Origin of the sequence: Cedecea neteri (assembly GCF_000757825.1) — a bacterium.
Taxonomy (GTDB): Bacteria; Pseudomonadota; Gammaproteobacteria; order Enterobacterales; family Enterobacteriaceae; genus Cedecea; species Cedecea selenatireducens.
Window position 1 is genome coordinate 2,098,940 of the sequence record NZ_CP009451.1, and the last position, 21,281, is coordinate 2,120,220.

Annotated in this window: 22 protein-coding genes and 1 pseudogene; 14 read left to right on the top strand and 9 right to left on the bottom strand. The window is 54.7% G+C overall.

Annotated elements, in window-relative coordinates:
* Window positions 1-302: 302 nt before the first annotated feature.
* From yqjA to JT31_RS09625, 9 genes are all read left to right on the top strand, one after another.
* Window positions 303-965, top strand: a complete 663-nt coding sequence (yqjA, locus tag JT31_RS09585; protein ID WP_038476057.1) for a DedA family general envelope maintenance protein YqjA — start codon at window positions 303-305, stop codon at window positions 963-965.
* Between the two features lie 9 nt (window positions 966-974).
* A complete protein-coding gene (gene mzrA / locus JT31_RS09590) occupies window positions 975-1,352 on the top strand; it encodes an EnvZ/OmpR regulon moderator MzrA (protein ID WP_038476060.1) in 378 nt (125 codons plus the stop codon).
* A gap of 175 nt (window positions 1,353-1,527) precedes the next feature.
* The gene (locus JT31_RS09595; protein WP_038476063.1) at window positions 1,528-1,896 is read left to right on the top strand and encodes a DUF1090 domain-containing protein; all 369 of its coding nucleotides are present in this window, start codon (window positions 1,528-1,530) and stop codon (window positions 1,894-1,896) included.
* 50 nt (window positions 1,897-1,946) lie between these two features.
* Window positions 1,947-2,252 (top strand): DUF883 family protein, encoded by a 306-nt coding sequence (locus JT31_RS09600; protein WP_038476066.1) that lies wholly within the window; start codon window positions 1,947-1,949, stop codon window positions 2,250-2,252.
* 1 nt (window position 2,253) lies between these two features.
* A complete protein-coding gene (locus JT31_RS09605) occupies window positions 2,254-2,649 on the top strand; it encodes a phage holin family protein (RefSeq protein ID WP_038476070.1) in 396 nt (131 codons plus the stop codon).
* Window positions 2,649-2,939: a YqjK-like family protein gene (locus JT31_RS09610; RefSeq protein ID WP_038476073.1), complete on the top strand. Its 291-nt coding sequence runs from the start codon at window positions 2,649-2,651 to the stop codon at window positions 2,937-2,939. The genes JT31_RS09605 and JT31_RS09610 overlap by 1 nt, the downstream gene beginning before the upstream one ends.
* 249 nt (window positions 2,940-3,188) lie before the next feature.
* A complete protein-coding gene (locus JT31_RS09615; protein WP_038476076.1) occupies window positions 3,189-3,581 on the top strand; it encodes a DoxX family protein in 393 nt (130 codons plus the stop codon).
* Between the two features lie 73 nt (window positions 3,582-3,654).
* Window positions 3,655-4,647 (top strand): glutathione S-transferase family protein, encoded by a 993-nt coding sequence (locus tag JT31_RS09620; RefSeq protein ID WP_038476079.1) that lies wholly within the window; start codon window positions 3,655-3,657, stop codon window positions 4,645-4,647.
* Between the two features lie 104 nt (window positions 4,648-4,751).
* Window positions 4,752-5,123, top strand: a complete 372-nt coding sequence (locus tag JT31_RS09625; protein ID WP_038476082.1) for a DUF805 domain-containing protein — start codon at window positions 4,752-4,754, stop codon at window positions 5,121-5,123.
* A 51-nt stretch (window positions 5,124-5,174) separates the two neighbouring features.
* On the opposite strand, the gene mpl is transcribed toward JT31_RS09625, so the two are convergent.
* Entirely contained in the window at window positions 5,175-6,560 is a 1,386-nt protein-coding gene (mpl, locus tag JT31_RS09630; protein ID WP_038476085.1) for a UDP-N-acetylmuramate:L-alanyl-gamma-D-glutamyl-meso-diaminopimelate ligase, read from the bottom strand.
* Window positions 6,561-6,735: 175 nt separating this feature from the next.
* Between mpl and fbp the strand changes: the two genes are divergently transcribed.
* Entirely contained in the window at window positions 6,736-7,734 is a 999-nt protein-coding gene (gene fbp / locus JT31_RS09635) for a class 1 fructose-bisphosphatase (RefSeq protein WP_038476089.1), read from the top strand.
* A gap of 48 nt (window positions 7,735-7,782) precedes the next feature.
* Here the strand turns inward: fbp and JT31_RS09640 are convergent, their stop codons facing one another.
* Window positions 7,783-9,336, bottom strand: coding sequence for a methyl-accepting chemotaxis protein (locus JT31_RS09640; protein WP_038476092.1), 1,554 nt, complete (start codon window positions 9,334-9,336; stop codon window positions 7,783-7,785).
* Window positions 9,337-9,617: 281 nt separating this feature from the next.
* On the opposite strand from JT31_RS09640, the gene ppa reads away from it, so the two are divergent.
* On the top strand, window positions 9,618-10,145 hold the full coding sequence (gene ppa / locus JT31_RS09645) for an inorganic diphosphatase (protein ID WP_004857176.1): 528 nt from the start codon (window positions 9,618-9,620) through the stop codon (window positions 10,143-10,145).
* 44 nt (window positions 10,146-10,189) lie between these two features.
* On the opposite strand, the gene JT31_RS09650 is transcribed toward ppa, so the two are convergent.
* From JT31_RS09650 to tamA, 5 genes and pseudogenes are all read right to left on the bottom strand, one after another.
* Window positions 10,190-10,540 (bottom strand): type II toxin-antitoxin system ChpB family toxin, encoded by a 351-nt coding sequence (locus JT31_RS09650; protein WP_038476097.1) that lies wholly within the window; start codon window positions 10,538-10,540, stop codon window positions 10,190-10,192.
* On the bottom strand, window positions 10,534-10,785 hold the full coding sequence (locus tag JT31_RS09655; RefSeq protein WP_038476100.1) for an AbrB/MazE/SpoVT family DNA-binding domain-containing protein: 252 nt from the start codon (window positions 10,783-10,785) through the stop codon (window positions 10,534-10,536). The genes JT31_RS09650 and JT31_RS09655 overlap by 7 nt, the downstream gene beginning before the upstream one ends.
* 221 nt (window positions 10,786-11,006) lie before the next feature.
* On the bottom strand, window positions 11,007-11,351 hold the full coding sequence (locus JT31_RS09660; RefSeq protein WP_038476103.1) for a gamma-glutamylcyclotransferase family protein: 345 nt from the start codon (window positions 11,349-11,351) through the stop codon (window positions 11,007-11,009).
* Window positions 11,352-11,353: 2 nt separating this feature from the next.
* Window positions 11,354-15,130: an autotransporter assembly complex protein TamB gene (gene tamB / locus JT31_RS09665; RefSeq protein WP_038476106.1), complete on the bottom strand. Its 3,777-nt coding sequence runs from the start codon at window positions 15,128-15,130 to the stop codon at window positions 11,354-11,356.
* Window positions 15,127-16,864 (bottom strand): annotated as a pseudogene (gene tamA, locus JT31_RS09670) (autotransporter assembly complex protein TamA). The gene tamB and the pseudogene tamA overlap by 4 nt, the downstream one beginning before the upstream one ends.
* 214 nt (window positions 16,865-17,078) lie before the next feature.
* Here tamA and msrA point away from each other — a divergent pair.
* On the top strand, window positions 17,079-17,714 hold the full coding sequence (msrA, locus tag JT31_RS09675) for a peptide-methionine (S)-S-oxide reductase MsrA (protein WP_038476109.1): 636 nt from the start codon (window positions 17,079-17,081) through the stop codon (window positions 17,712-17,714).
* A gap of 194 nt (window positions 17,715-17,908) precedes the next feature.
* Window positions 17,909-19,246, top strand: coding sequence for a hemolysin family protein (locus JT31_RS09680; RefSeq protein WP_038476112.1), 1,338 nt, complete (start codon window positions 17,909-17,911; stop codon window positions 19,244-19,246).
* A 59-nt stretch (window positions 19,247-19,305) separates the two neighbouring features.
* Here the strand turns inward: JT31_RS09680 and JT31_RS09685 are convergent, their stop codons facing one another.
* Complete coding sequence (locus JT31_RS09685; RefSeq protein ID WP_008460430.1) at window positions 19,306-19,512, bottom strand: DUF1107 domain-containing protein; 207 nt, start codon at window positions 19,510-19,512, stop codon at window positions 19,306-19,308.
* Between the two features lie 325 nt (window positions 19,513-19,837).
* On the opposite strand from JT31_RS09685, the gene JT31_RS09690 reads away from it, so the two are divergent.
* The gene (locus JT31_RS09690) at window positions 19,838-20,392 is read left to right on the top strand and encodes a YtfJ family protein (RefSeq protein WP_038476115.1); all 555 of its coding nucleotides are present in this window, start codon (window positions 19,838-19,840) and stop codon (window positions 20,390-20,392) included.
* Here JT31_RS09690 and cysQ read toward each other — a convergent pair.
* Window positions 20,382-21,128 (bottom strand): 3'(2'),5'-bisphosphate nucleotidase CysQ, encoded by a 747-nt coding sequence (gene cysQ / locus JT31_RS09695; RefSeq protein WP_038476118.1) that lies wholly within the window; start codon window positions 21,126-21,128, stop codon window positions 20,382-20,384. The genes JT31_RS09690 and cysQ overlap by 11 nt on opposite strands.
* Window positions 21,129-21,281: the final 153 nt, after the last annotated feature.

The following is a 21,281-nucleotide window of genomic DNA, read 5'->3' on the forward strand; positions in this document are numbered from 1 at the left end:
GTAAGCAAACCATAAATAGTGTCAGCGTTTGTAAATACCCTCGCCAGCCTCTCCCCCAGTAAGCAAAATCATTGCTCAACGAACTGCAAATACTGTGACGTGTAACGCGTAGTTTTGTTACAATTAGATGCAATTTCACCGTCTGTGTGGGCTTCGCGCCCTCTCGCTGTCGTTTCAGGTCATGTTATTTCGACTCAGCGGCGCGGGCAGTGGGTTGTAGCCAGCAAATGATAATAAAAACCATGCTGCATTCTGCTCATCCGTTTACACCGGCGACCTAAACGAAGTGCCAGGAACCCTGAATGGAACTACTGACTCAACTGCTCTCCGCTCTCTGGAGCCAGGATTTTGAAACGCTCTCCAATCCGTCAATGATTGGCATGCTCTATTTTGTGCTGTTCATGATTTTATTTCTTGAGAACGGCCTGCTTCCGGCGGCGTTTTTACCCGGCGATAGCCTGTTGGTGCTGGTCGGCGTTCTGATTGCCAAAGGAACAATGGGTTTCCCGGAAACGATCGCGCTGCTCACCATTGCCGCGAGCCTCGGCAGCTGGCTTGGCTACATCCAGGGGCGCTGGCTCGGGAATACGCGCCTCGTGCAAAACTGGCTTTCGCACCTGCCGGCCCATTATCACCAGCGTTCACACCAGCTCTTCCATAAACACGGGCTGTCTGCGCTGCTGGTTGGCCGCTTTATCGCTTTTGTTCGCACTCTGTTGCCAACTATTGCCGGATTATCGGGTCTTAGCAGCACCCGCTTCCAGTTCTTCAACTGGATGAGCGGCCTGCTGTGGATATTGATTCTGACTACCCTGGGCTATTTGCTGGGCAAAACGCCGGTCTTCCTGAAGTACGAAGACGCCTTAATGTCGTGCCTGATGCTGATCCCGGTGGTGCTTCTGGTCATCGGTCTGGTCGGTTCGTTAATCGTGCTTTGGCGTAAAAAACGCGGCCAAAGTAGCTAGAGGGATTCGATGAAATTAGCGTTCACACGCCGCCTGAGGGCGGCGCTGCTTGTTGGAGCCCTGGCGATTGCTTCGCTGATGGTGTGGTCCAGCATGCAGAATCAGGATTCAACCCTCGAAATTCGTGCCTCACGGCAGGGTGGAAGCATTCCCGACGGTTTTTATGTCTGGCACCACCTTGATGCCAACGGCATTCGTTTCAAAAGCATTACGCCGCTCAACAACACGCTGCTGGTAACGTTTGACTCCAGCGCCCAGAGCGAAGCCGCGAAAGAAGTGCTGAACCGCACGCTGCCGCAAGGGTACGTAATTGCCCAGCAGGACAGCGATAAAGACGCGCTCGCATGGCTCTCTATTCTGCGCCCTGACCACAATCATCTCGGCTAATCTCCTTTCTCTCTGTCTGAATTTGCTATCATCTTCTGGGTTTTTAGCCAATTCATGACTATGCTTTAGCTGTTTTTACCGCTATTCATCAGCGCTTTTTCGACACTCTGGAACGACGCATGGAGTATGATCGCCTGATACTTTTATGAGTCATCTTACAATGGAAGGTTTAACCATGAATTACCGCACCGTACTGGCACTTGCTTTACTCACCCTGACCTCTGCCGCCCAGGCAAATACCCTTTGCAGCGAGAAAGAGCAGGATATTCAACGCGAGATTGGCTATGCGGAAAAACACAACAATCAGCACCGTATTGATGGTCTGAAAAAAGCCCTGAGCGAAGTACGCGAAAACTGCAGCGACGCCGGCCTGCGCGCCGAGCACCAAAAGAAGATTGCTAAGCAGAAAGCTGAAATCGAAGAGCGTAAAGCCGATCTCGTTGAAGCCCGTCAGAAGGGTGACCCGGACAAAATCACCAAACGCGAAAAGAAACTTGCAGAAGCAGAAGATAGCCTCAAAGCTTTAGAGAAGCGTGATTACTGATTGTGTAGTCGCAGACTTTAAGGATCCACCTCAAACACTCGGAGAGAACTATGTCAAAAGATACTACGTCAGAACATTTACGCGCTGAGTTGAAATCCCTGGCAGATACGCTTGAAGAAGTCCTGAGTGCTTCCACGGACAAGTCAAAAACCGAACTGGATAAACTGCGTACCAAAGCGGAAAAAACGCTCAAAGAGAGCCGTGACCGCCTCGGTGAAACCAGCGAAGCCATCGCCAAACAAACCCGCGAAGCCGCAGCCAAAGCGGATGATTACGTTCGCGAGAACCCGTGGACCGGCGTTGGCATTGGTGCGGCGGTAGGCGTCGTGCTGGGTGTGCTGCTGGCGCGTCGTTAAGATGGCGGATTCTCACCAAAGCCAGGGGCCGGGCAAAAGCGTGCTCGGCATTGGCCAACGGCTGGTTACCATTCTGGTCGGCATGGTCGAAACGCGCGTTCGTCTTGCCGTGGTTGAGCTGGAAGAGGAGAAATCACACCTCGTTCAGCTGCTGCTGATGCTCGGCCTGACCATGCTGTTCGCCGCGTTTGGCTTAATGAGCCTGATGGTCCTGATTATCTGGGCCGTCGACCCGCAGTATCGCCTCAACGCCATGATTGCAACGACGGTTGTACTGCTGTCGCTGGCGCTGATTGGCGGTATCTGGACGCTGCGAAAATCCCGTCAATCCACCCTGCTGCGCCATACCCGCCGCGAGCTGGAAAACGACAGGGCCTTGCTGGAAGAGGATAAGTAATGAGCGATGCAGAACGTGCAAAGCGAAAAGCGTATCTGCTCAGCCAGGTTCAGCAGCAGCGGCTTGATCTCAGCGCGGCAAGACGCGACTGGCTGCAGGTCACCGGCCCGTACGATCGTGGCTGGAACACGTTACTCAGCCTACGTAGCTACGCCATGATAGCCAGTAGCGTACTGGCTATCTGGACGGTGAAGCACCCGGGCAGATTTATGCGCTGGGCAAAACGAGGATTTGGCGCCTGGAGCACCTGGCGACTTATCCGCAATACGCTCAATCCGCCCTCGCGCTAAGCTTAAAACACCGCCTCTGGCGGTGTTTTTATTTGCCCCATTCAAGCCCTTTTACCCCGTAGTTTTACTTTTCCCGCTTAGTTCACTCAGGATATTTGAAGGACTTAGACAGTTTTCCTTGCTAACAATCCTTTTTCACCCCGTCTATTATCCTCTCCATCGACAGCAAGCGCCGGTAATTACTGGAGTTTGCACCCCTTTTAAGCCCTGGCCGAGTAAGCCGGAAAAAAAGAACCGCTGGAGAGTAAAATGAAAAAATTAGAAGATGTTGGCGTACTGGTTGCTCGTATTCTGATGCCAATCCTGTTTATTACCGCTGGCTGGGGCAAAATCACCGGTTATGCAGGCACCCAACAGTACATGGAAGCGATGGGCGTGCCGGGCGCACTGCTGCCGCTGACCATCCTGCTTGAGTTCGGCGGCGGCCTGGCCATTCTGTTCGGCTTCCTGACCCGTACTACCGCGCTGATTACCGCGCTGTTTACCGTACTGACGGCGTTCCTGTTCCACAGCAACTTCGCAGAAGGCGTGAACTCCATTATGTTTATGAAGAACTTCACCATCGCGGGTGGCTACCTGCTGCTGGCGGTCTTCGGCCCGGGCGCCATCAGCCTTGACCGCGTACTGAATAAAAAATGGTAAGCGTTCTATACTGATGAACACTGAGAAAGCGAAGACACCGTCTTCGCTTTTTTGCTATTGAGGAGGAGAAAAAATGGGACAACTCATCGACGGCGTCTGGCATGACGTCTGGTACGACACCAAATCGACCGGCGGCCGCTTTAAACGTTCGGAATCCGCCTTCCGCAACTGGCTAACCGCCGACGGCGCACCCGGCCCAACGGGAAAAGAGGGATTTGCTGCGGAGAAAGACCGCTATCATCTTTATGTTTCTCTTGCCTGCCCCTGGGCACACCGCACGCTGATTGTGCGTAAGCTGAAAGGGCTTGAACCGTTTATCTCCGTTTCCGTCGTCAACCCGCTGATGCTGCAAAACGGCTGGACGTTTGCCGAGGATTTTCCGGAGGCAACCGGCGACACGCTTTATCACCACGATTTTCTCTATCAGCTCTACCTGCAGGCCGATCCTCACTACACCGGCCGCGTGACGGTGCCCGTGCTTTGGGACAAGAAAAACCAGACAATAGTCAGCAATGAGTCCGCAGAAATCATTCGTATGTTTAATACGGCCTTTGATGCTCTCGGCGCGCGTGCAGGGGATTATTACCCTGACGCTTTAAAAAGCGAGATTGATGAGCTGAACGGCTGGATTTATGACACGGTAAATAACGGCGTGTACAAATCAGGTTTTGCCACCTCTCAGGAAGCCTATGACGAAGCCGTGGAGAAAGTCTTTACTTCCCTGGCACGCCTTGAGCAAATCCTCGGTCAGCATCGCTACTTAACCGGCCAGCAGTTGACCGAAGCGGATATTCGCCTGTGGACCACTCTGGTGCGCTTTGACCCGGTGTACGTCACCCACTTTAAGTGCGATAAGTACCGCATCAGTGATTACCCAAATCTTTACGGCTTCCTGCGCGATATCTATCAGATACCCGGCGTGCGTGAAACGGTAAGCTTCCCGCATATCCGCACTCACTATTATTGCAGCCACAAAACCATCAACCCAACGGGCATTATTTCCATCGGCCCTGCTCAAGATTTAGACGAGCCGCACGGGCGCGATGAGCGGTTTAGGAAGCGTTAGGAATATTCAGTACAACAACGATTTACGGCCAATGTATTCACGACTATCCTTGAGTCGATCGCTTATCGTTCAGGTGATTGTCGGATAATTAAGGCAGGCCTTAAATGGATTGGTATTTCAAAGCACTAACAAATTACATTGGGTTTGGCGGCCGTGCGCGCCGCAAAGAATACTGGATGTTTCATCTGGTGAACTTCGTTCTGGCGGCGGTGCTAAGCGTGCTGGATAAGATGCTTGGGCTACACATTTATAAAGACGAAGGTGCGCTCACCACGATTTACAGCGTCCTGGTTTTCCTGCCGCTTTGGGCAGTACAGTTCCGTCGCCTGCACGACACCGATCGCTCTGCCTGGTGGCTGCTGTTGCTGTTAATTCCGATTGTCGGTTGGTTGATCATTCTGGCATTCAACTGCCAGGACGGCACCCCGGCAACCAACCGCTTCGGGCCAGATCCTAAAGCCCCGAACCTCTACTAAACAAAAAGGGCGTACCTTTCGGTGCGCCCTTTTCTTATCAGACCGACGCGCTTAAAAAGCCTGTTCGTTCTGCTGTTCCGCTTTCTTCGCCAGGCCATCCAGCAGTTTCTGGTGAATACCGCCGAAACCGCCGTTGCTCATGACCAGAATGTGGTCGCCCGGCTGTGCCGTTTTCACCACCATTTCCGCCAGCGTGTCCACATCAGCGCTCCAGTGTGCCGGCTGCACGCAGGCTTCGGCGACTTCAGCCACCTGCCAAGGAATATGCTGCGGCTGAAGCAGGAAGACTTCGTCTGCGCGCCCCAGCGACGGCGCCAGATCATCTTTGCAGACGCCCATCTTCATGGTGTTTGAACGAGGCTCCAGCACGGCCAGAATACGTGCGGTGCCGCCCACTTTCCCACGCAGGGCTGCCAGCGTCGCCAGAATAGCCGTTGGGTGGTGAGCAAAATCGTCATAAACCGTGACGCCATGCGCTTCGCCGCGCAGTTCAAGGCGGCGGCGTGCGTTAACAAAACCATCCAACGCCTGAGCGGCATCGGCCGGGGTCACGCCAACGTGGCGAGCGGCGGCAATAGCCATCAGCCCGTTATGCATGTTGTGCTCGCCGACTAGTTGCCAGTTCACGTTGCCCACGCATTCCCCGTCCAGATACACTTCCCACTGAGAAGCATCGGTGGTCAGTTTCTTCGCCTGCCAGTGGCCTTGCTCGCCCACCAGTTCCTGCTCGCTCCAGCAGCCCATGGCGAGGGTTTGCTTCAGATTAGCGTCATTTTCCGGCCAGATGATTTTTCCCTGACCCGGCACGATGCGCACGAGGTGGTGGAACTGCTTCTGGATAGCTTTCAGGTCGTCAAAGATATCGGCGTGATCGAACTCAAGGTTGTTGAGGATCAGCGTGCGCGGGCAGTAATGCACAAATTTGGAACGCTTGTCGAAGAACGCGCAGTCATATTCATCGGCTTCAATCACGAAGAATGGGCTGTCACCCAGGCGAGCGGACACTTCAAAGTTGCCCGGCACGCCGCCAATGACAAAACCAGGCTTGTAGCCGCAGGCTTCCAGAATCCAGGTGGCCATACCGGCCGTCGTGGTTTTCCCGTGCGTCCCCGCAACCGCAATCACCCAGCGGTCACGCAGCACAAAGTCATGCAGCCACTGCGGGCCAGACATATAAGGAATGCCCTGTTCCAGAACGGCTTCCACACACGGATTCCCGCGCGTCATCGCGTTACCGATGATAACCAGATCAGGATGTGGGTCGAGCTGGCTGGCGTCATAACCTTCGATTAACGAGATCCCCTGCTCTTCAAGCAGCGTACTCATCGGTGGGTAAACATTGGCGTCCGAGCCCGTCACTTCATGCCCTAAAGAGCGTGCCAGCATCGCCAGGCCGCCCATAAAGGTGCCACAGATCCCTAGAATGTGAATGCGCATACGAAACTTTCCTTTTTTTGTTTGGCGCACATTCTAACCGCATGGCTCAGGAGGCGAAACGCATTTCAGGATATTCCTTATCTTGCTGGCGCGATTCACCTGTGCGCGACAATTTGAAAATTTGTTAAGATTGTTGCGATCGCTTTATCCAACATAATGATGCAGGGAAAGTGTTATGAAAACGTTAGGTGAATTTATTGTCGAAAAACAGCATGAGTTTTCGCATGCAACCGGTGAGCTCACGGCTTTACTGTCGGCAATAAAGCTGGGCGCTAAAATCATCCACCGCGATATCAATAAGGCCGGTCTGGTTGATATCCTGGGGGCGAGCGGTGCCGAAAACGTGCAGGGCGAAGAGCAGCAAAAACTCGACCTGTTCGCAAACGAAAAACTCAAGGCAGCGCTGAAAGCACGCGGCATTGTGGCCGGTATCGCCTCTGAAGAAGAAGACGATATCGTCGTCTTTGAAGGCGCCGAGCAGGCAAAATACGTCGTGCTGATGGACCCGCTTGACGGCTCTTCTAACATCGACGTCAACGTTTCTGTTGGCACCATCTTCTCTATCTACCGCCGCATTACGCCGGTCGGTACGCCGGTCACCGAAGAAGATTTCCTTCAGCCGGGCAACCAGCAGGTCGCCGCTGGCTACGTAGTGTATGGCTCGTCGACCATGCTGGTTTACACCACCGGCTGCGGCGTACACGCCTTCACCTACGATCCTTCCCTTGGCGTGTTCTGCCTGAGCCAGGAACGTATGCGCTTCCCGGAGAGAGGCAACACCTACTCCATTAACGAAGGCAACTACATTAAATTCCCGAACGGCGTGAAGAAGTACATCAAGTTCTGCCAGGAAGAAGATACCGCCAGCAAGCGCCCGTACACCTCGCGCTACATTGGCTCCCTGGTGGCGGACTTCCACCGTAACCTGCTGAAAGGCGGGATTTATCTCTATCCAAGCACCGCCAGCCACCCGGAAGGCAAGCTGCGTTTACTGTATGAAGGTAACCCGATGGCGTTCCTTGCGGAACAGGCCGGCGGTAAAGCCAGCGACGGTAAAGAGAGAATTCTGGATATCATCCCAACTACGCTACACCAGCGCCGTCCGTTCTTCGTCGGCACTCAGCATATGGTCGAGGACGTAGAGCGCTTTATTCGCGAATACCCGGACGCCTGATTTACCCGGCACCATATGCCTCTTCCCCAGGGAAGAGGCATTAATCGATTAGTAACGGAACGAAGCCATCGCGGCGACCAGCTGCTGCGACTGCTCTTCCAGCGAATGTGTGGCGGCGGTGGACTGCTCGACCAATGCCGCGTTCTGCTGCGCCGCCTCATCCATCTGGCTTACCGCAATATTCACCTGCTCAATACCGTGGCTCTGTTCGTTAGAGGCATTGGCAATTTCGCGAACCAGTTTGGTCATCCGCATAATTTCTTCGGCGATTTCGTCCATAGTTTCCCCAGCCTGCTGCGCCAAATCGCTGCCCTCACCCACGTGGGTCTGAGAGTTAGAGATCAGGGTGCGGATCTCTTTTGCAGCTTCCGCGCTGCGGCTTGCCAGAGTACGAACTTCACCGGCCACCACGGCAAAACCACGGCCTTGCTCACCCGCCCGGGCCGCTTCAACCGAAGCGTTAAGCGCCAGAATATTGGTCTGGAAAGCGATGCCGTCGATAACGCTCAGAATATCGGCAATACGGCCTGCGCTGCCTGAGATGTCGCGCATTTTTTCAATCACGTAGCAAACCATTTCGCTGCCGCGGTCGGCGGTGTCGGAAACCACTTTAGCCAGCTTGTGCGCCTGCTCCGCGTTGTCGGCGTTTTGTTTTACCGTCGCGGTAATTTGCTCCATGCTGGCCGCGGTTTCTTCCAGAGATGTCGCGGTAGATTCCGTACGCTGGGAGAGATTGAGGTTGCCTGCCGCCAGCTCGCGGCTGCCGGTATCAATCTGCGAAGAGGCGTCACGCACGCGGCTGACGGATTCCACCAGCGAGGTTCTCATCGCCACAATCGCGCCGGCAAGACGGCCAAATTCGTTATTGCCGGTTTGCGGAAGCGGCTGGGTTAAATCCCCTTCCGCGACAAACTCCAGCTGATGAATTGCCTCATCCAAAGGCTTCAGCAGCAGGTGGCGCAGCGCCAGCCAGACCAGCACAATAATGGCGGCGGTCAGCAGCGCGGCGAGAATAATAAAGCCCAGAACGATTTTTTTGTGCAGCTGTACGGCTGCTACTTCGCTGTTGCCGCGCGTTTCACCCCAGCGCTGGAATGCCTGCACGTCGTTATCAAACTTCAGCCCCAGCGGAATCAGGCTTTTTTCCAGCAGATCGTAATAATCGTCCGGGCTTTGTTTTTGTAACGCGGCCAGCATCGGGGAAATCCCCTGCGCCTGATAGGTGCCAAAGCTTTGCGCCAGGCTGGCAAGCAGCGCGTTGCCCTGGTCGTCGTTCACGCCGCTGTCGATAACGGACTTGAGGTTTTTCTGCGCCTGGCCAACTTCACCGGCAATGTTTTTCGTGGCTTTTGTCGCATCGTCCAGCATGCCTATTTCCATCTGGCGCACCGCCTGGCTTGCCTCATTGCGGGCACGAAGCAGCAGAATATAACCATCGCTAAGGCGCACCATTTGCTCTCCCTGCAGGCGGTTTATGCGCTCAAGAGAGGAGGAACTTTGCTGCAGGGCATAAATGCCGATGCCGCTTACAACCAACAGCAAGAACGTCATAACCGCTAACAGCGTCAGCAGCCCCGTACGAATCGACAAATTTCTCAACATGCTACATTCCCGGTTAACGATGGCTCATGAATAAAGTAGTGAGCGTGTTATCGGCAATTTTCGGAAAATGTTTAATCAATTTGCGTTATTTATGCTCGTTAAGTGCTTGTTGCGGTGATGTTTACCTCAATCATGACAATGGCGTGACGCCAGGCTTCCGCAGCCTAAAGCAGCGGGTTTGGCGGCGAGAAGGGTCGCGGTCAAAAAACAGCAAAAGACATTTAACCGCAGTTGGCTATAATATCGGGCACTTGAAATACACCAGGTTAAAGGAAACAGACATGAGCTTACTCAACGTCCCAGCGGGTAAAGATCTGCCGGAAGATATCTACGTTGTTATCGAAATCCCTGCTAACGCTGACCCAATCAAATACGAAGTAGACAAAGAGAGCGGCGCGCTGTTTGTTGACCGTTTCATGTCTACCGCGATGTTCTATCCGTGCAACTACGGCTACATCAACCACACCCTGTCTCTGGACGGTGATCCGGTTGACGTGCTGGTCCCAACGCCATACCCACTGGAGCCAGGTAGCGTTATCCGTTGCCGCCCAGTTGGCGTGCTGAAAATGACCGATGAGTCTGGCGAAGACGCGAAGCTGGTTGCCGTACCGCACACCAAACTGAGCAAAGAGTACGATCACATCAAAGATGTGAACGACCTGCCAGAACTGCTGAAAGCGCAGATCACTCACTTCTTCGAGCACTACAAAGATCTCGAGAAAGGCAAATGGGTGAAAGTTGACGGTTGGGACAACGCCGAAGCCGCTAAAGCTGAAATCATCGCCTCTTTCGAACGCGCTAAGAAGTAAGTTAGCCCGGAAGAAAAAACACCGCCTGAGGGCGGTGTTTTTGTTTATTCGATGATGGCCTGGAGTCTGGCTAAAACTTCCTCGACAACGTCTGCCGGCGCTGTTTCGCGTTTCTGCGCCCCGCAGCATTCAAGATCTACCATTCTGGCCTGGTTAATTAATACCACGCCGCAGGTCTCTGTCCCGCATCCACTCAGGGATACGGCAAAACCTGCGTCCCTTGCGTAATTTCCGCCCTGGGTTATAGGTGCCACTAGCGCAGTGCCCGTCTGGTTAAATGCCCGGGTTGAAAGCACAAGAGCAGGACGGCCTTCCCCCTGTTGCTCCCGGCCAACGGCGGGATTGAACCCCACAAGAACAATATCTCCCCTTTCAAAACCCCCTCGTCTCACCATACTTCTTTCCCGACCGGGTTATCCTTGCCCCAAATGTCTTCTTCAGAAATTTTTGGCGCCGACGGGTCGCCATGAGCTAATAGCTCATCCAGGGTATATTTTTTCCTTGCGGGTTTCATAATCAGCTGATTATCAATCACTTCTGCCTCCATGCTTTGTCCGATTTTTACGCCTAGCTCATCCATTAGTGCACCGGGAATGACCATACCAGCACTGTTCCCCCATTTTTTGATGGTGATGCGCATGCTCTCTCCTGACAGATAAAGTTATACGAAGTATAAACAAATCTGCTCAAGATATCGTCAGTTATAAAAGGGACTCGGCAGAATAGCCAGCATGAAAGGGAAGCTGATTAACATTATGGGAGCGACTTCCCAGCATGTGTTGCAAAACCAGAAGGGGAGACAAATAGATGGGAGGCAGGCAAAAAAAACGGCCACGTGTTGGCGTGGCCGCTTAGGTTTGCTTAGTTCTTTTCTCGATCCAGCCAGTTACCGCTGTCGATGCGGGTTAACCCCTCCACCGGGCGCTGGTAGACGTACATCCACGCGCCGCCGTAAGGTGTCTGAATCAGCTGACGGCTGTACTCGCCCCCTTTGGTGCGCAGCGCGTCAAGCTCGGAAAGCGTGGAGGCATCTATTCGGTAAACTTCTCCCAATACCACGCCATCTCCCGGCACGGCGCCTGGATAATGCCCAAGGCTATACAACACGTAGTTTTCCTGCGTGTGGTCGCCCAGCCACTGGGCGTTGGTCATCCAGTGGCTGTTGCCTTGTTTGCGTCGTAAACTGCCGTAAACAAATATTCGCATTGCTAAAACTCAAACTGATAGAGCAGATCTAGTGCCTGATCTACGCCAGACACCGCTTCCAGATATAGCTTAGGCATCAGACGATAACGCAGCGTTAACGTCGCCAGAGAGTCAAAAATACCTACGCCATACTTAACCTGTAGACCCGGCAGTACATAGCCGCTGACCACCACCTGAGAGGAATCACCCACTCCTGCGGTATCGAGCGCCAGATTGCTTACGCCAAACGTCTCGCCGATTTTACCCACAACCTGACCACTTTGTGCAACCCCCAGGCCCACAAGCATTGACGTCATGGCGTCGCCGTCGTTGCCGGAAGTGTCCAAACCCTGGCCGCGAAGCAGGTAGGACAAGGCTTCCTGCTGCGACATTGCCGGGTCAGAGAATATTTCAGCTTTGGGTTCATCTGCCGGGCCGGTCACGCGTACGCCCGCCGTAACGCTGTTTTCGGTCGAGTCAGGGTTACGAATAGCTTCGATATTCAGATATGGGTTGTCCGGTGGGCCAGAGAACAGCAGTTCACCTTTGCGGACGATAAGATCCTGACCGTACGCGTGGAAGCGCCCCTGCGGAATATTTATCTGGCCGTTCAGGCCCAGCCCCTGTTTGTCCTGAACCATTTTCAGGTCACCGGTCAGGCGAGCTTTCAGGCCAAAGGCATCCAACCGCACGTTGTTGCCAACGTGAATCGTCAGGTTGCTGTTGATAGGGATCCCGGCGGACTGCGGATTAACCGGCTTCAGCTCTTTGTCCAGCATCACTTCGTCGCTGGAGACGCCAACGGCGCTTTCCGGCACGTCATGCACGACAATACGCGCCCAAGGCACATCCACGTTCCCGTTAAGGGTGAACAGGCTTGGCGTCGCCACAAACTCAATGTCCGGGGAAACGTCCAGCCGCACCATCGGCGGAACGGTGATACGCACTTTGCTGCCCTTCGCGGCAATGCGTGCCCGCCAGTTGTCGATTTGCGTCCAGTCGGCATCGCCGCTCAACACAATCTGCCCCTGCTTGGTACGCACCACGCCCTGCAGCGTGGAGTTCATGCCGTTGAAGTTCATGGCAATCTGGCTCGGCTGCATGTCGAACGGCATGAAGTTGCCTTCAACATCTACGCCATTAAGCTGCATTTGCCCGAACATCTGCGGCCGTTCAAGGTTCCCGCCAAGACGCAGGTTCGCATTTAGCGTCCCGTCAGCTTTTTCACCTTTCGAGAAGATGGCGTTGGCAATAGCCAGGGAGAAGTTGCGAATATTGACGTTGCCGCCAAGGTTACGCCGCCCCTGTGGATCGGTGATTTGCACCTGGCCGTCAAACTGCCCGTTATTCGCCACCTTCACCAGCCAGCCAAGCTGAGCGCGGTTATTTTTCAGTTCGGCGTTGAGATTCAGCGTGTCGAAGGCAACCGGCAAGGTATTGCCGTTCACCACCTGCGCCACCTTCACGCCACGCCCGCTGAGCGTGACCTGGCCCTGCGGCAGGCCACCGGCTTCGCTGTCCCAGCTCACGTCAGCCTTACCGGTAAATACGCCGCTGGCCTGAGTATCCGCCGGCATCACCGGTTTGAGCATGGCCAGATCGAAGCGGTTGAGGTTAACCAGCGCCCGGCCTTTCGCCCCGGCGTCGATAGTTTGCGGCACACAAAGCTCGGCATTCGGGTTTACCCAGCAGTGCGGGCCAATAGCGATTTTCTGTTCTTTGTTGCGGAAGTCCAGCGTCAGCTCGCGGTTTAGCGCCCACGGCCCCACCGGCGTCTCAAAGCGGGTATCACTGAGCTTGCCGCGCCAGCGCTCTTCGTTGCGATCGAAGCTACCGCTTAGGTTAAGGCGTCCGGAAACCGGCTCTCCCTGAACGCGTAGCTGAAGCTGATGCTGTTTCTCATCGCCCTTCGCGTCCAGCGTGACCAGGTCAACCTTCACGCCCGGCTGAGCCACTCGCTCTACGCGCAGGTTGAGGTTACCGGCGATTTGGTCGCTCGATTTCACATCGCCTTTCAGCAGAACCCGGGCAATCGTCAGCTCCTGCCAGCGCAGGCCGTTTGCGGTCAGGTCAGCCAGCAGCTGCGGGGCTTTCACGTCACCGCGAACCTTCACAATACCTTTCGCCGTGCCGCCCAGCCCCGGCAGGGCGTTGTCCAGGTTCGGGGCATTAATGTTGGCGTCGAGGTTCAGCTCTTTCTCACCCAGCTCCCCTTTGACGTCCACGGTATTGCGGCCCAGCTCCAGATGCAGGCCCGGCACCTTCCACTGCATGTAGTTGTTGCCCTGCAGCGTGCCCTGAACGTTGACCTTATTCTGCTTCACGTTACCCGCAAGCTTCAGCTCAGGAATATCCAGCTGCCAGCTGCCGCCATACAGGCTACCGCGCGTTTTAATTTTGCCATCAAGCTTTGCAGGCCAGTCCGGGAACTGCTTCGCGGTGTTGATTCCGGCAAGCGTTAATTCCCCGCGCCAGCTGATCGCTTTGCTCCAGTCCACCAGCGCTTTCAGGTCAGTGTTGCCCTGCAGCGCGGCCACGCGCAGCTTATCGAGGCTAAACTGCTGTTCGTTTCCTTTGCCGTCCAGCGTGATGGTAGCAGGCGGCACCTGATCACCCTTCACGGCGGTGCTAAAGGCAAGCTTGTAGTCGGTCATTTTGCCGGTCAGGCGAAGCTTAAGGTCGTCGGCCTGATATTGCTTCGCGCCGGTCAGCGGCCAGTAAAGCTGCTTGCTGTCCAGCTCGATATTCAGCGGCAATCCGGCTTCCGCAAGGCGGGTTTGGGCATTCAACTGCATCCCCACCGGGCCGGAAAGATTGACGCCCACTTTCAGCTCGTCGCGCAATGCACCACCGACAGTCATCTTCACCTTTTCGCCTTTCAGCGGGTCGATGTTCAGCGTGCTGTTAAGCGTCAGGTCAACCGGCCAGTTGTCGCGCAGCTGGGCGCTACCGGTGGCGTTCACCAGCCCCTGAGAGGAGTCCACATCCAGCGCATCCAGCTTCAGGTTGCCGTCGATGCTGCTCACTTTCAGCAGCAGCGAGTTGACCATCAGGTCGGTGTCACCGGTCAGGCGCAGGCGTGCTCCGCGGAATTCCTGAATATTCAGATTCACCGGCAAATTAACGTCGGTCATTTCCGGCAGCAGCGGCTTTTCAAACAGCTTTGTCAGCGTTTCACCCAGCGGCGCTTCTTCCGGCTGAGGGTTCTGGATCTTCGGCTCAACAATTTCTTCTTTTGCCACCTGCGCCGCCTTCGGCAGGGCAATCAGCAGGCCTTCCAGGCTGGTTGGCGTCAGCGTCAGGTTGCGCTGCTCCCAGTTCAGGCCACTGGTGAAATCCATCACCGAAACGGTGGTGTCGTCGATTTTCACATTGACGTTATTCAGCGCCACGCGGCTGAGAGTAATCGGATACGGCGTGGAGAGGTTCAGCGGGCCGCTGTCTTCCTCCTGAACAGGCGCAGACGGCGGCATTTTTTTCGTGTCGACCGCGACATCCACATCTTTCAGCGAGAAATCATTCACGCACAGGCTGCTGTGCCACAGGCACTTAAGCTCAACGGCGAGATGAACCTCGCCCGCACGAACGGCGACGCCTGGCTGCTCGTAGCTCAGTTTTTTCAGCGTCAGATTGCGCCACCCGCCGTCAACCTGGGCGATATTCAGCCCCGGCACCCAGCGATTAGCGCCTTTAAACAACAAATGCAGGCCTGACGTCGTACCTACCAGGAAACCTACTGCGGCGATCAGCAACACAATAACCGCCAACACCGCGAGGCTTATTTTCTTCCAGCGACTCATAGTTCAGGCCCCAAACCGATGTAAAACTGTAAACCGTGCTCTTCCTTGTCACCCACCGGTACCGCAAAGTCGAGCTTGATAGGCCCAACCGGGGACTGCCAGCGCACGCCAACGCCCGCGCCGGTTTTGAAGTTGCTGCGTTTGATGTCGTTCACCGCTTCACCAGAGTCAACGAACGCGGCGCCCCACCATTTGCCGGTCACGTTGTACTGATATTCCAGCGAGCCGGTCGCCAGCTTGGAGGCACCGGTCAGCTTGCCGTTGCTGTCTTCTGGCGAAATAGATTTGTATTTATAGCCGCGAATGCTGCGGTCGCCCCCCGGCGAAGAAACGCAGGTCAGGCGGCACTTTTTTAAAGTTGTTGGTTTCTATCCAGCCGAGATTGCCTCGCACCACAAAACGATGCTTTTCGTACAGCGAGCGGATCCAGACGTTTTGAGCCTGGAATACGCCGAAATCGACGTCAGAACCCCAGGTCGTGTTGGAGACATCAATCGAGTAGCGCTGGGAGTCGCCCCACGTGGGCATCAGGCCGCCGCGTGAGCGAGTGCGGTTCAGGCTAACGCCAGGATAAAGCAGCATTGTCGTGTTCGTGACGTCGGCCTGAGTAAAGTGGTCGAGGCTCCAGCGCAGGTTAACCGCGCGCTGCCAGCCGCTCGACATATCCCAATAGCGGGACAGCGCCACCGTGGTGGAGTCTGATTTGGTGTCGTTGAGATCGGTGCGCTTAAAGCCGCCCTGCACCAGGTAATATTGCTCCAGCGGGCTTTTCAACAGCGGCACTTTATAGCTGAAGTCGAGCGTTTGCTCAGGCCCGGAGAGGCTGGTGCTGGTCGTCAGGCTGTGGCCATAGGAGTTCATCCACGGCTTTTTCCAGCTCGCCTTTACGCGCGGGCCAACGTCAGTGGAGTAGCCCACACCGGTTTCAATGGTGTTTTCAGTGCGCGGCGTCACCACGCCCTGCAGCGGCAGTACTTTGGTCTGGCGAGATTTTTCAAACTCGGGCGCCACCACCACGGAGTTAAACCAGCCCGTAGCAGACAGGCGGCGGTTCAGCTCGGCCAGATCGCTTGACTGGTAATAATCGCCCTGCTTAAAGGGCACCAGATTTTGCAGGTACTCTTCGCGAATCTGCGAGCCTTCAAAAGTCACTGCGCCAAAGCGGTAACGCTCGCCGCTGTCGTAGTCGATATCCCAGAAAGCCTGATGCCTGTCGAGAGAAACGCCCAGCTGGCTTTTGCGGAAATCGCTGTCGAAGTAGCCCTTACGCAGCGCAATGCTGGAGAGGCTTTTCTTGAAGTTATCGTAATCCGCATGGTCAAGGACGGTGCCGATTTTGGGTCGTTTAGGCAGCAGCGCCAGATAGTCTTTATCGGTTCGCGCTCCCCCACGCAAAATTACGTCGGTGCCGCCAATTAACACCGGCTGACCGGCATCGACTTTGGCAAGCAGCACCTGGCGGCCTCCGTTCTGCGGAGGCGGCTTTAGCGTGAAATCAATGGTTGGCTCGTAGTAGCCCAGCGCCTTTAACCCTGCGCGAATAGCGTCATCAACGCGAGCCTGGAAGCGACGATCCGGCGTCACTTCATCGCTTTCAATGGTTGAAAGCTGAGCACGGACGTTTTTTTGCAGTTCGCCGCTGAGTCCCTCAACCTGCAAACGCACGCTCGCGGCGTTAGCCCATGCGCTCGCCACACACAGGCTGGTAATACACAAAGTACGGATTACTGGCACGTTTTCTCCTGAATATCCTTGTTCCCACCCCTGGAAGGAAACGTCATTCCCGCTCCGCGGATTAACAAAACCCTAACATTAAGGGTTGAAAATAACTCACTAGCCTAAATCTTTCTTATATGTAATGTAGTCTCTAACTTGTGTGTATTGTCTGAAATTGCACGCCTGATGACAACCGCTCACTTTTTTGCCGATTTCCGGGAGATCCAACACCATGCCATTGTTCGAAAAAACTCACTCTGTGGCGCAGGCAGACGCCCTGCCAGGCCGCAATACGCCAATGCCGGTAGCCACGCTTCACGCGGTTAACGAACACTCAATGACAAATGTACCAGATGGGATGGAAATCGCTCTGTTTGCGATGGGATGTTTCTGGGGCGTAGAACGTTTGTACTGGGAGATACCAGGGGTTTACAGCACGGCCGCTGGCTACAGCGGCGGCTACACGCCAAACCCAACCTATCGCGAAGTTTGCAGCGGTCAAACAGGCCATGCAGAAGCCGTGCGCGTGGTTTATGACCCGAACGTGGTCAGCTACGAGCAGCTTCTGCAGGTGTTCTGGGAAAACCACGACCCGGCTCAGGGGATGCGCCAGGGGGGCGACGTTGGCACCCAGTATCGCTCAGCGATTTACCCGCTGACGCCAGAACAGGACAGCGCCGCACGAGCCAGCCTCGAACGCTTCCAGGCCGCCATGGATGCCGCCGGTGATAAACGCCAGGTCACCACCGAAATCGCTAATGCGGGTCCGTTCTATTACGCAGAAGACGATCATCAGCAGTATCTGTATAAAAATCCGCACGGCTACTGCGGCATTGGCGGCATCGGGGTTTGCCTGCCACCTCAATAATTTTCGCTACCTTTCCGGGCGCTGAGAATGTGGTGATAAATTACGCCCTCTGGTAGCAGATCCCTTCCTTACGCTATACTACTCCTTGAATTTGCTGGCTCGTTCACAAAAGCGGCCAGCATTTCTTGTGTTTGACCCCTTAGATTTATCAACTTTTCCCTTCCGAGGACCTGGCCACAACAGCCAGATAAATTATGTTAAACAGTATTTTGATAATACTTATCCTTATTGCTATCAGTGCCTTTTTCTCAATCTCTGAGATCTCGCTTGCCGCCTCTCGCAAAATCAAACTTAAGCTGCTGGCCGATGAAGGCAACGTCAACGCGCAGCGTGTTCTGAAGATGCAGGAAACGCCGGGCATGTTCTTTACCGTGGTGCAAATTGGCCTGAACGCCGTGGCCATTCTCGGCGGTATCGTCGGCGATGCGGCCTTCTCACCGGCGTTTAAAATGCTGCTGGAGCGCTTTCTGGCCCCGGAACTCGCCGACCAGCTTAGCTTCATTATCTCCTTCACCCTTGTCACCAGCCTGTTCATTCTGTTCGCAGACCTCACCCCGAAACGCATCGGTATGATTTCTCCCGAAACGGTTGCTTTACGTATTATCAACCCGATGCGCTTCTGTCTGTTTGTTTTCAGACCTCTGGTGTGGTTCTTCAACGGCCTGGCTAACGTTATCTTCCGCATCTTCAAGCTGCCGATGGTGCGTAAAGACGACATCACGTCCGACGACGTTTATGCGGTGTTTGAAGCCGGTGCGCTGGCGGGCGTGCTGCGTAAGCAGGAACACGAGCTGATCGAAAACGTCTTTGAGCTTGAATCCCGTACCGTGCCGTCTTCCATGACCTCGCGCGAAAACGTGATTTGGTTCGACCTGCACGCCGACGAACAGAGCCTGAAGTCCACCATCGCCGAGCACCCGCACTCCAAGTTCCTGGTGTGTAACGGCGATATCGACCACGTGGTCGGCTACGTTGATTCCAAAGAGCTGCTGAACCGCGTGCTGGGCAACCAGAGTATGGCGCTGAACAGCGGCGTACACCTGCGTAACGCCCTGATTGTGCCGGACACGTTAACCCTGTCCGAAGCGCTGGAAAGCTTTAAAACCGCCGGTGAAGACTTCGCGGTTATCATGAATGAATACGCGCTGGTGGTGGGCATCATTACCCTGAACGACGTGATGACGACCCTGATGGGCGACCTGGTCGGCCAGGGTATGGAAGAGCAAATCGTTGCCCGTGACGAGAACTCGTGGCTGGTTGAAGGCGGTACGCCGATTGATGACGTGATGCGCGTGCTGGATATCGACGAGTTCCCGCAGTCAGGTAACTACGAAACCATCGGCGGCTTCATGATGTTTATGCTGCGTAAGATCCCAAAACGTACCGACGCGGTGAAATTCTCCGGCTACAAGTTTGAAGTAGTGGATATTGATAACTACCGCATCGACCAGCTGCTGGTCACGCGTATCGACAATAAGCCTGTCGCGCTGACGCCAAAGCTGCCTGATGGTGAAGAGCCTCAGGAGCAGTAAGCAAGCTCTACAAACACTAACGGCCCCTTCGGGGGCCGTTTTTTTGACAACGTTTGGGCCTAGCCCATGTCCGCCTGCAAACGCATCACCTGGCGGTTCACCTCGGACATCACCGAGTAATGTTGCTTATCCTTAACCTTCGGGACAAGGATTTTGCCCTTATCAAATTCGAAAGCGCCAACGTCCTTGATATACAACCGTCCGCGGAACAGGATCTTCACGTACTTCGCCACCTGAAGGGGGTTGTAACGTTGGAAAATTTTCATTGTTCTTTACTCCTGCATGTTAACGCCTCTGCGAGCCACATTTGGCCCGACAAGCTGAGGCGAAAAAGTTTGGTGCACGAAAACTATAGTCCAGATATCGAAGGTCACCTAGTGTGTAGAAGTTTTTTTACTAAAAGATTACAAAGTTGCAGAATAATATTTTTAAATGTAAAAAACGGCAGCGTAAGCCTTCAAATTTCAGGGTTATGTGCGTCAGCCCGCAAACTGGCATTTTGATTGCGGGACAGATGCTTATTCAGCACATATGCTTAAATCATCGACTCAAGTGGTCGGATCACCTGCTAACAACAATAAGGAGTCACCTATGACTTTGCGCGGAATGCTGGCGCTGTCTCTGCTGCTGCCGTTAATGGCCTCGGCCCATAACTTTGAGAACAACCAGCGGGTTTCTCCTATCGGTATTACCGACAGGGGCGAGCTGGTGCTGGATAACAGTAAGTTTAGTTATAAAAACTGGAATAGCGCGCAGCTCCCTGGGAAAGTGAGAGTCCTGCAGCATATTGCCGGGCGTTCGAGTGCAAAAGAAGAAAATGCGGCGATGGTCGAGGCGATTAAAGCGGCGAAATTCCCGCACGATAAGTACCAGACCACGACGATTGTGAATACCGATGATGCTATCGTCGGCACCAGCATGTTCGTGCGCAGCAGTATCGAAAGTAATAAGAAAGAGTTTCCGTGGTCGCAGTTTATCGTCGACGGCAACGGCGTAGCGGCCAAAGCGTGGCAGCTGCAACAGGGCGGCTCCGCCATCGTGGTACTGGACAAGGAAGGGCGGGTTCAGTTCGCGAAAGACGGTCCGTTAACCCAGCAGGAAGTGCAGCAGGTGATCAGCCTGCTGCAAGGGTTGCTCAGTAAATAGAGACGCGGAAGCCGGGGTTAAGGAACGACTCGCGCGGGGTATAGTCCAGCGGCTTGCCCTGCCAGTCATGAACGTGCGCCCCGGCGGCGACCGCTACGGCATGGCCCGCGGCGGTATCCCAGATATTGGTTGGCCCAAAACGCGGATAAAGCTGAGCCTGGCCGTCGGCCACCAGGCAGAACTTCAGCGATGAACCAATGGCCGTGGTCTGATGCTCTCCCATCTGCTGGAGGTATTCTTTCAGCTCGCTGTCGCTGGCGGCGTGAGAACGGCTCACAACTACGCGAGGTGGGCGGGCGTCACGCACATGAATTTGGTTGCGAACGCCACACTCTTCCTTCCAGGCCTTCCCTTCTGCCGCGCTGTACATGATCTTCAGCACCGGGGCATACACAACGCCCATCACAGCTTTCCCGCCGTCGATAAGTGCGATATTCACGGTGAACTCGCCGTTACGTTTAAGAAACTCTTTGGTGCCGTCTAACGGATCCACCAGCCAGTAACGCTGCCAGCCCTGGCGCGTATCCCACGACTGGGGATCCTCTTCAGACAGCACAGGGATATCCGGCGTTAAGGCCTTTAATCCTTTCAGAATAATGTCGTGCGCGGCAAGATCGGCGGCCGTGACCGGCGAATCATCAGTCTTATGCGTCGCCTCAAGCGGCTTCTCTCCCTCATAGACCTGCATGATAGCGACCCCGGCCTCGCGGGCCAGCTGGCAAATTTGTTCTAACATTCTCCACCTCGTGTTGTGTCTCTGCGCTACACCGAGCGAATAACTTATTGTTTTACTTATATCTCATTGCACCCCGATGCGCTATCTGTGAAGCATTTCCGGTTTAACGGGCGAATTTTCTGGCAGACTTCACAAAATTGTAAGCAACAGTCT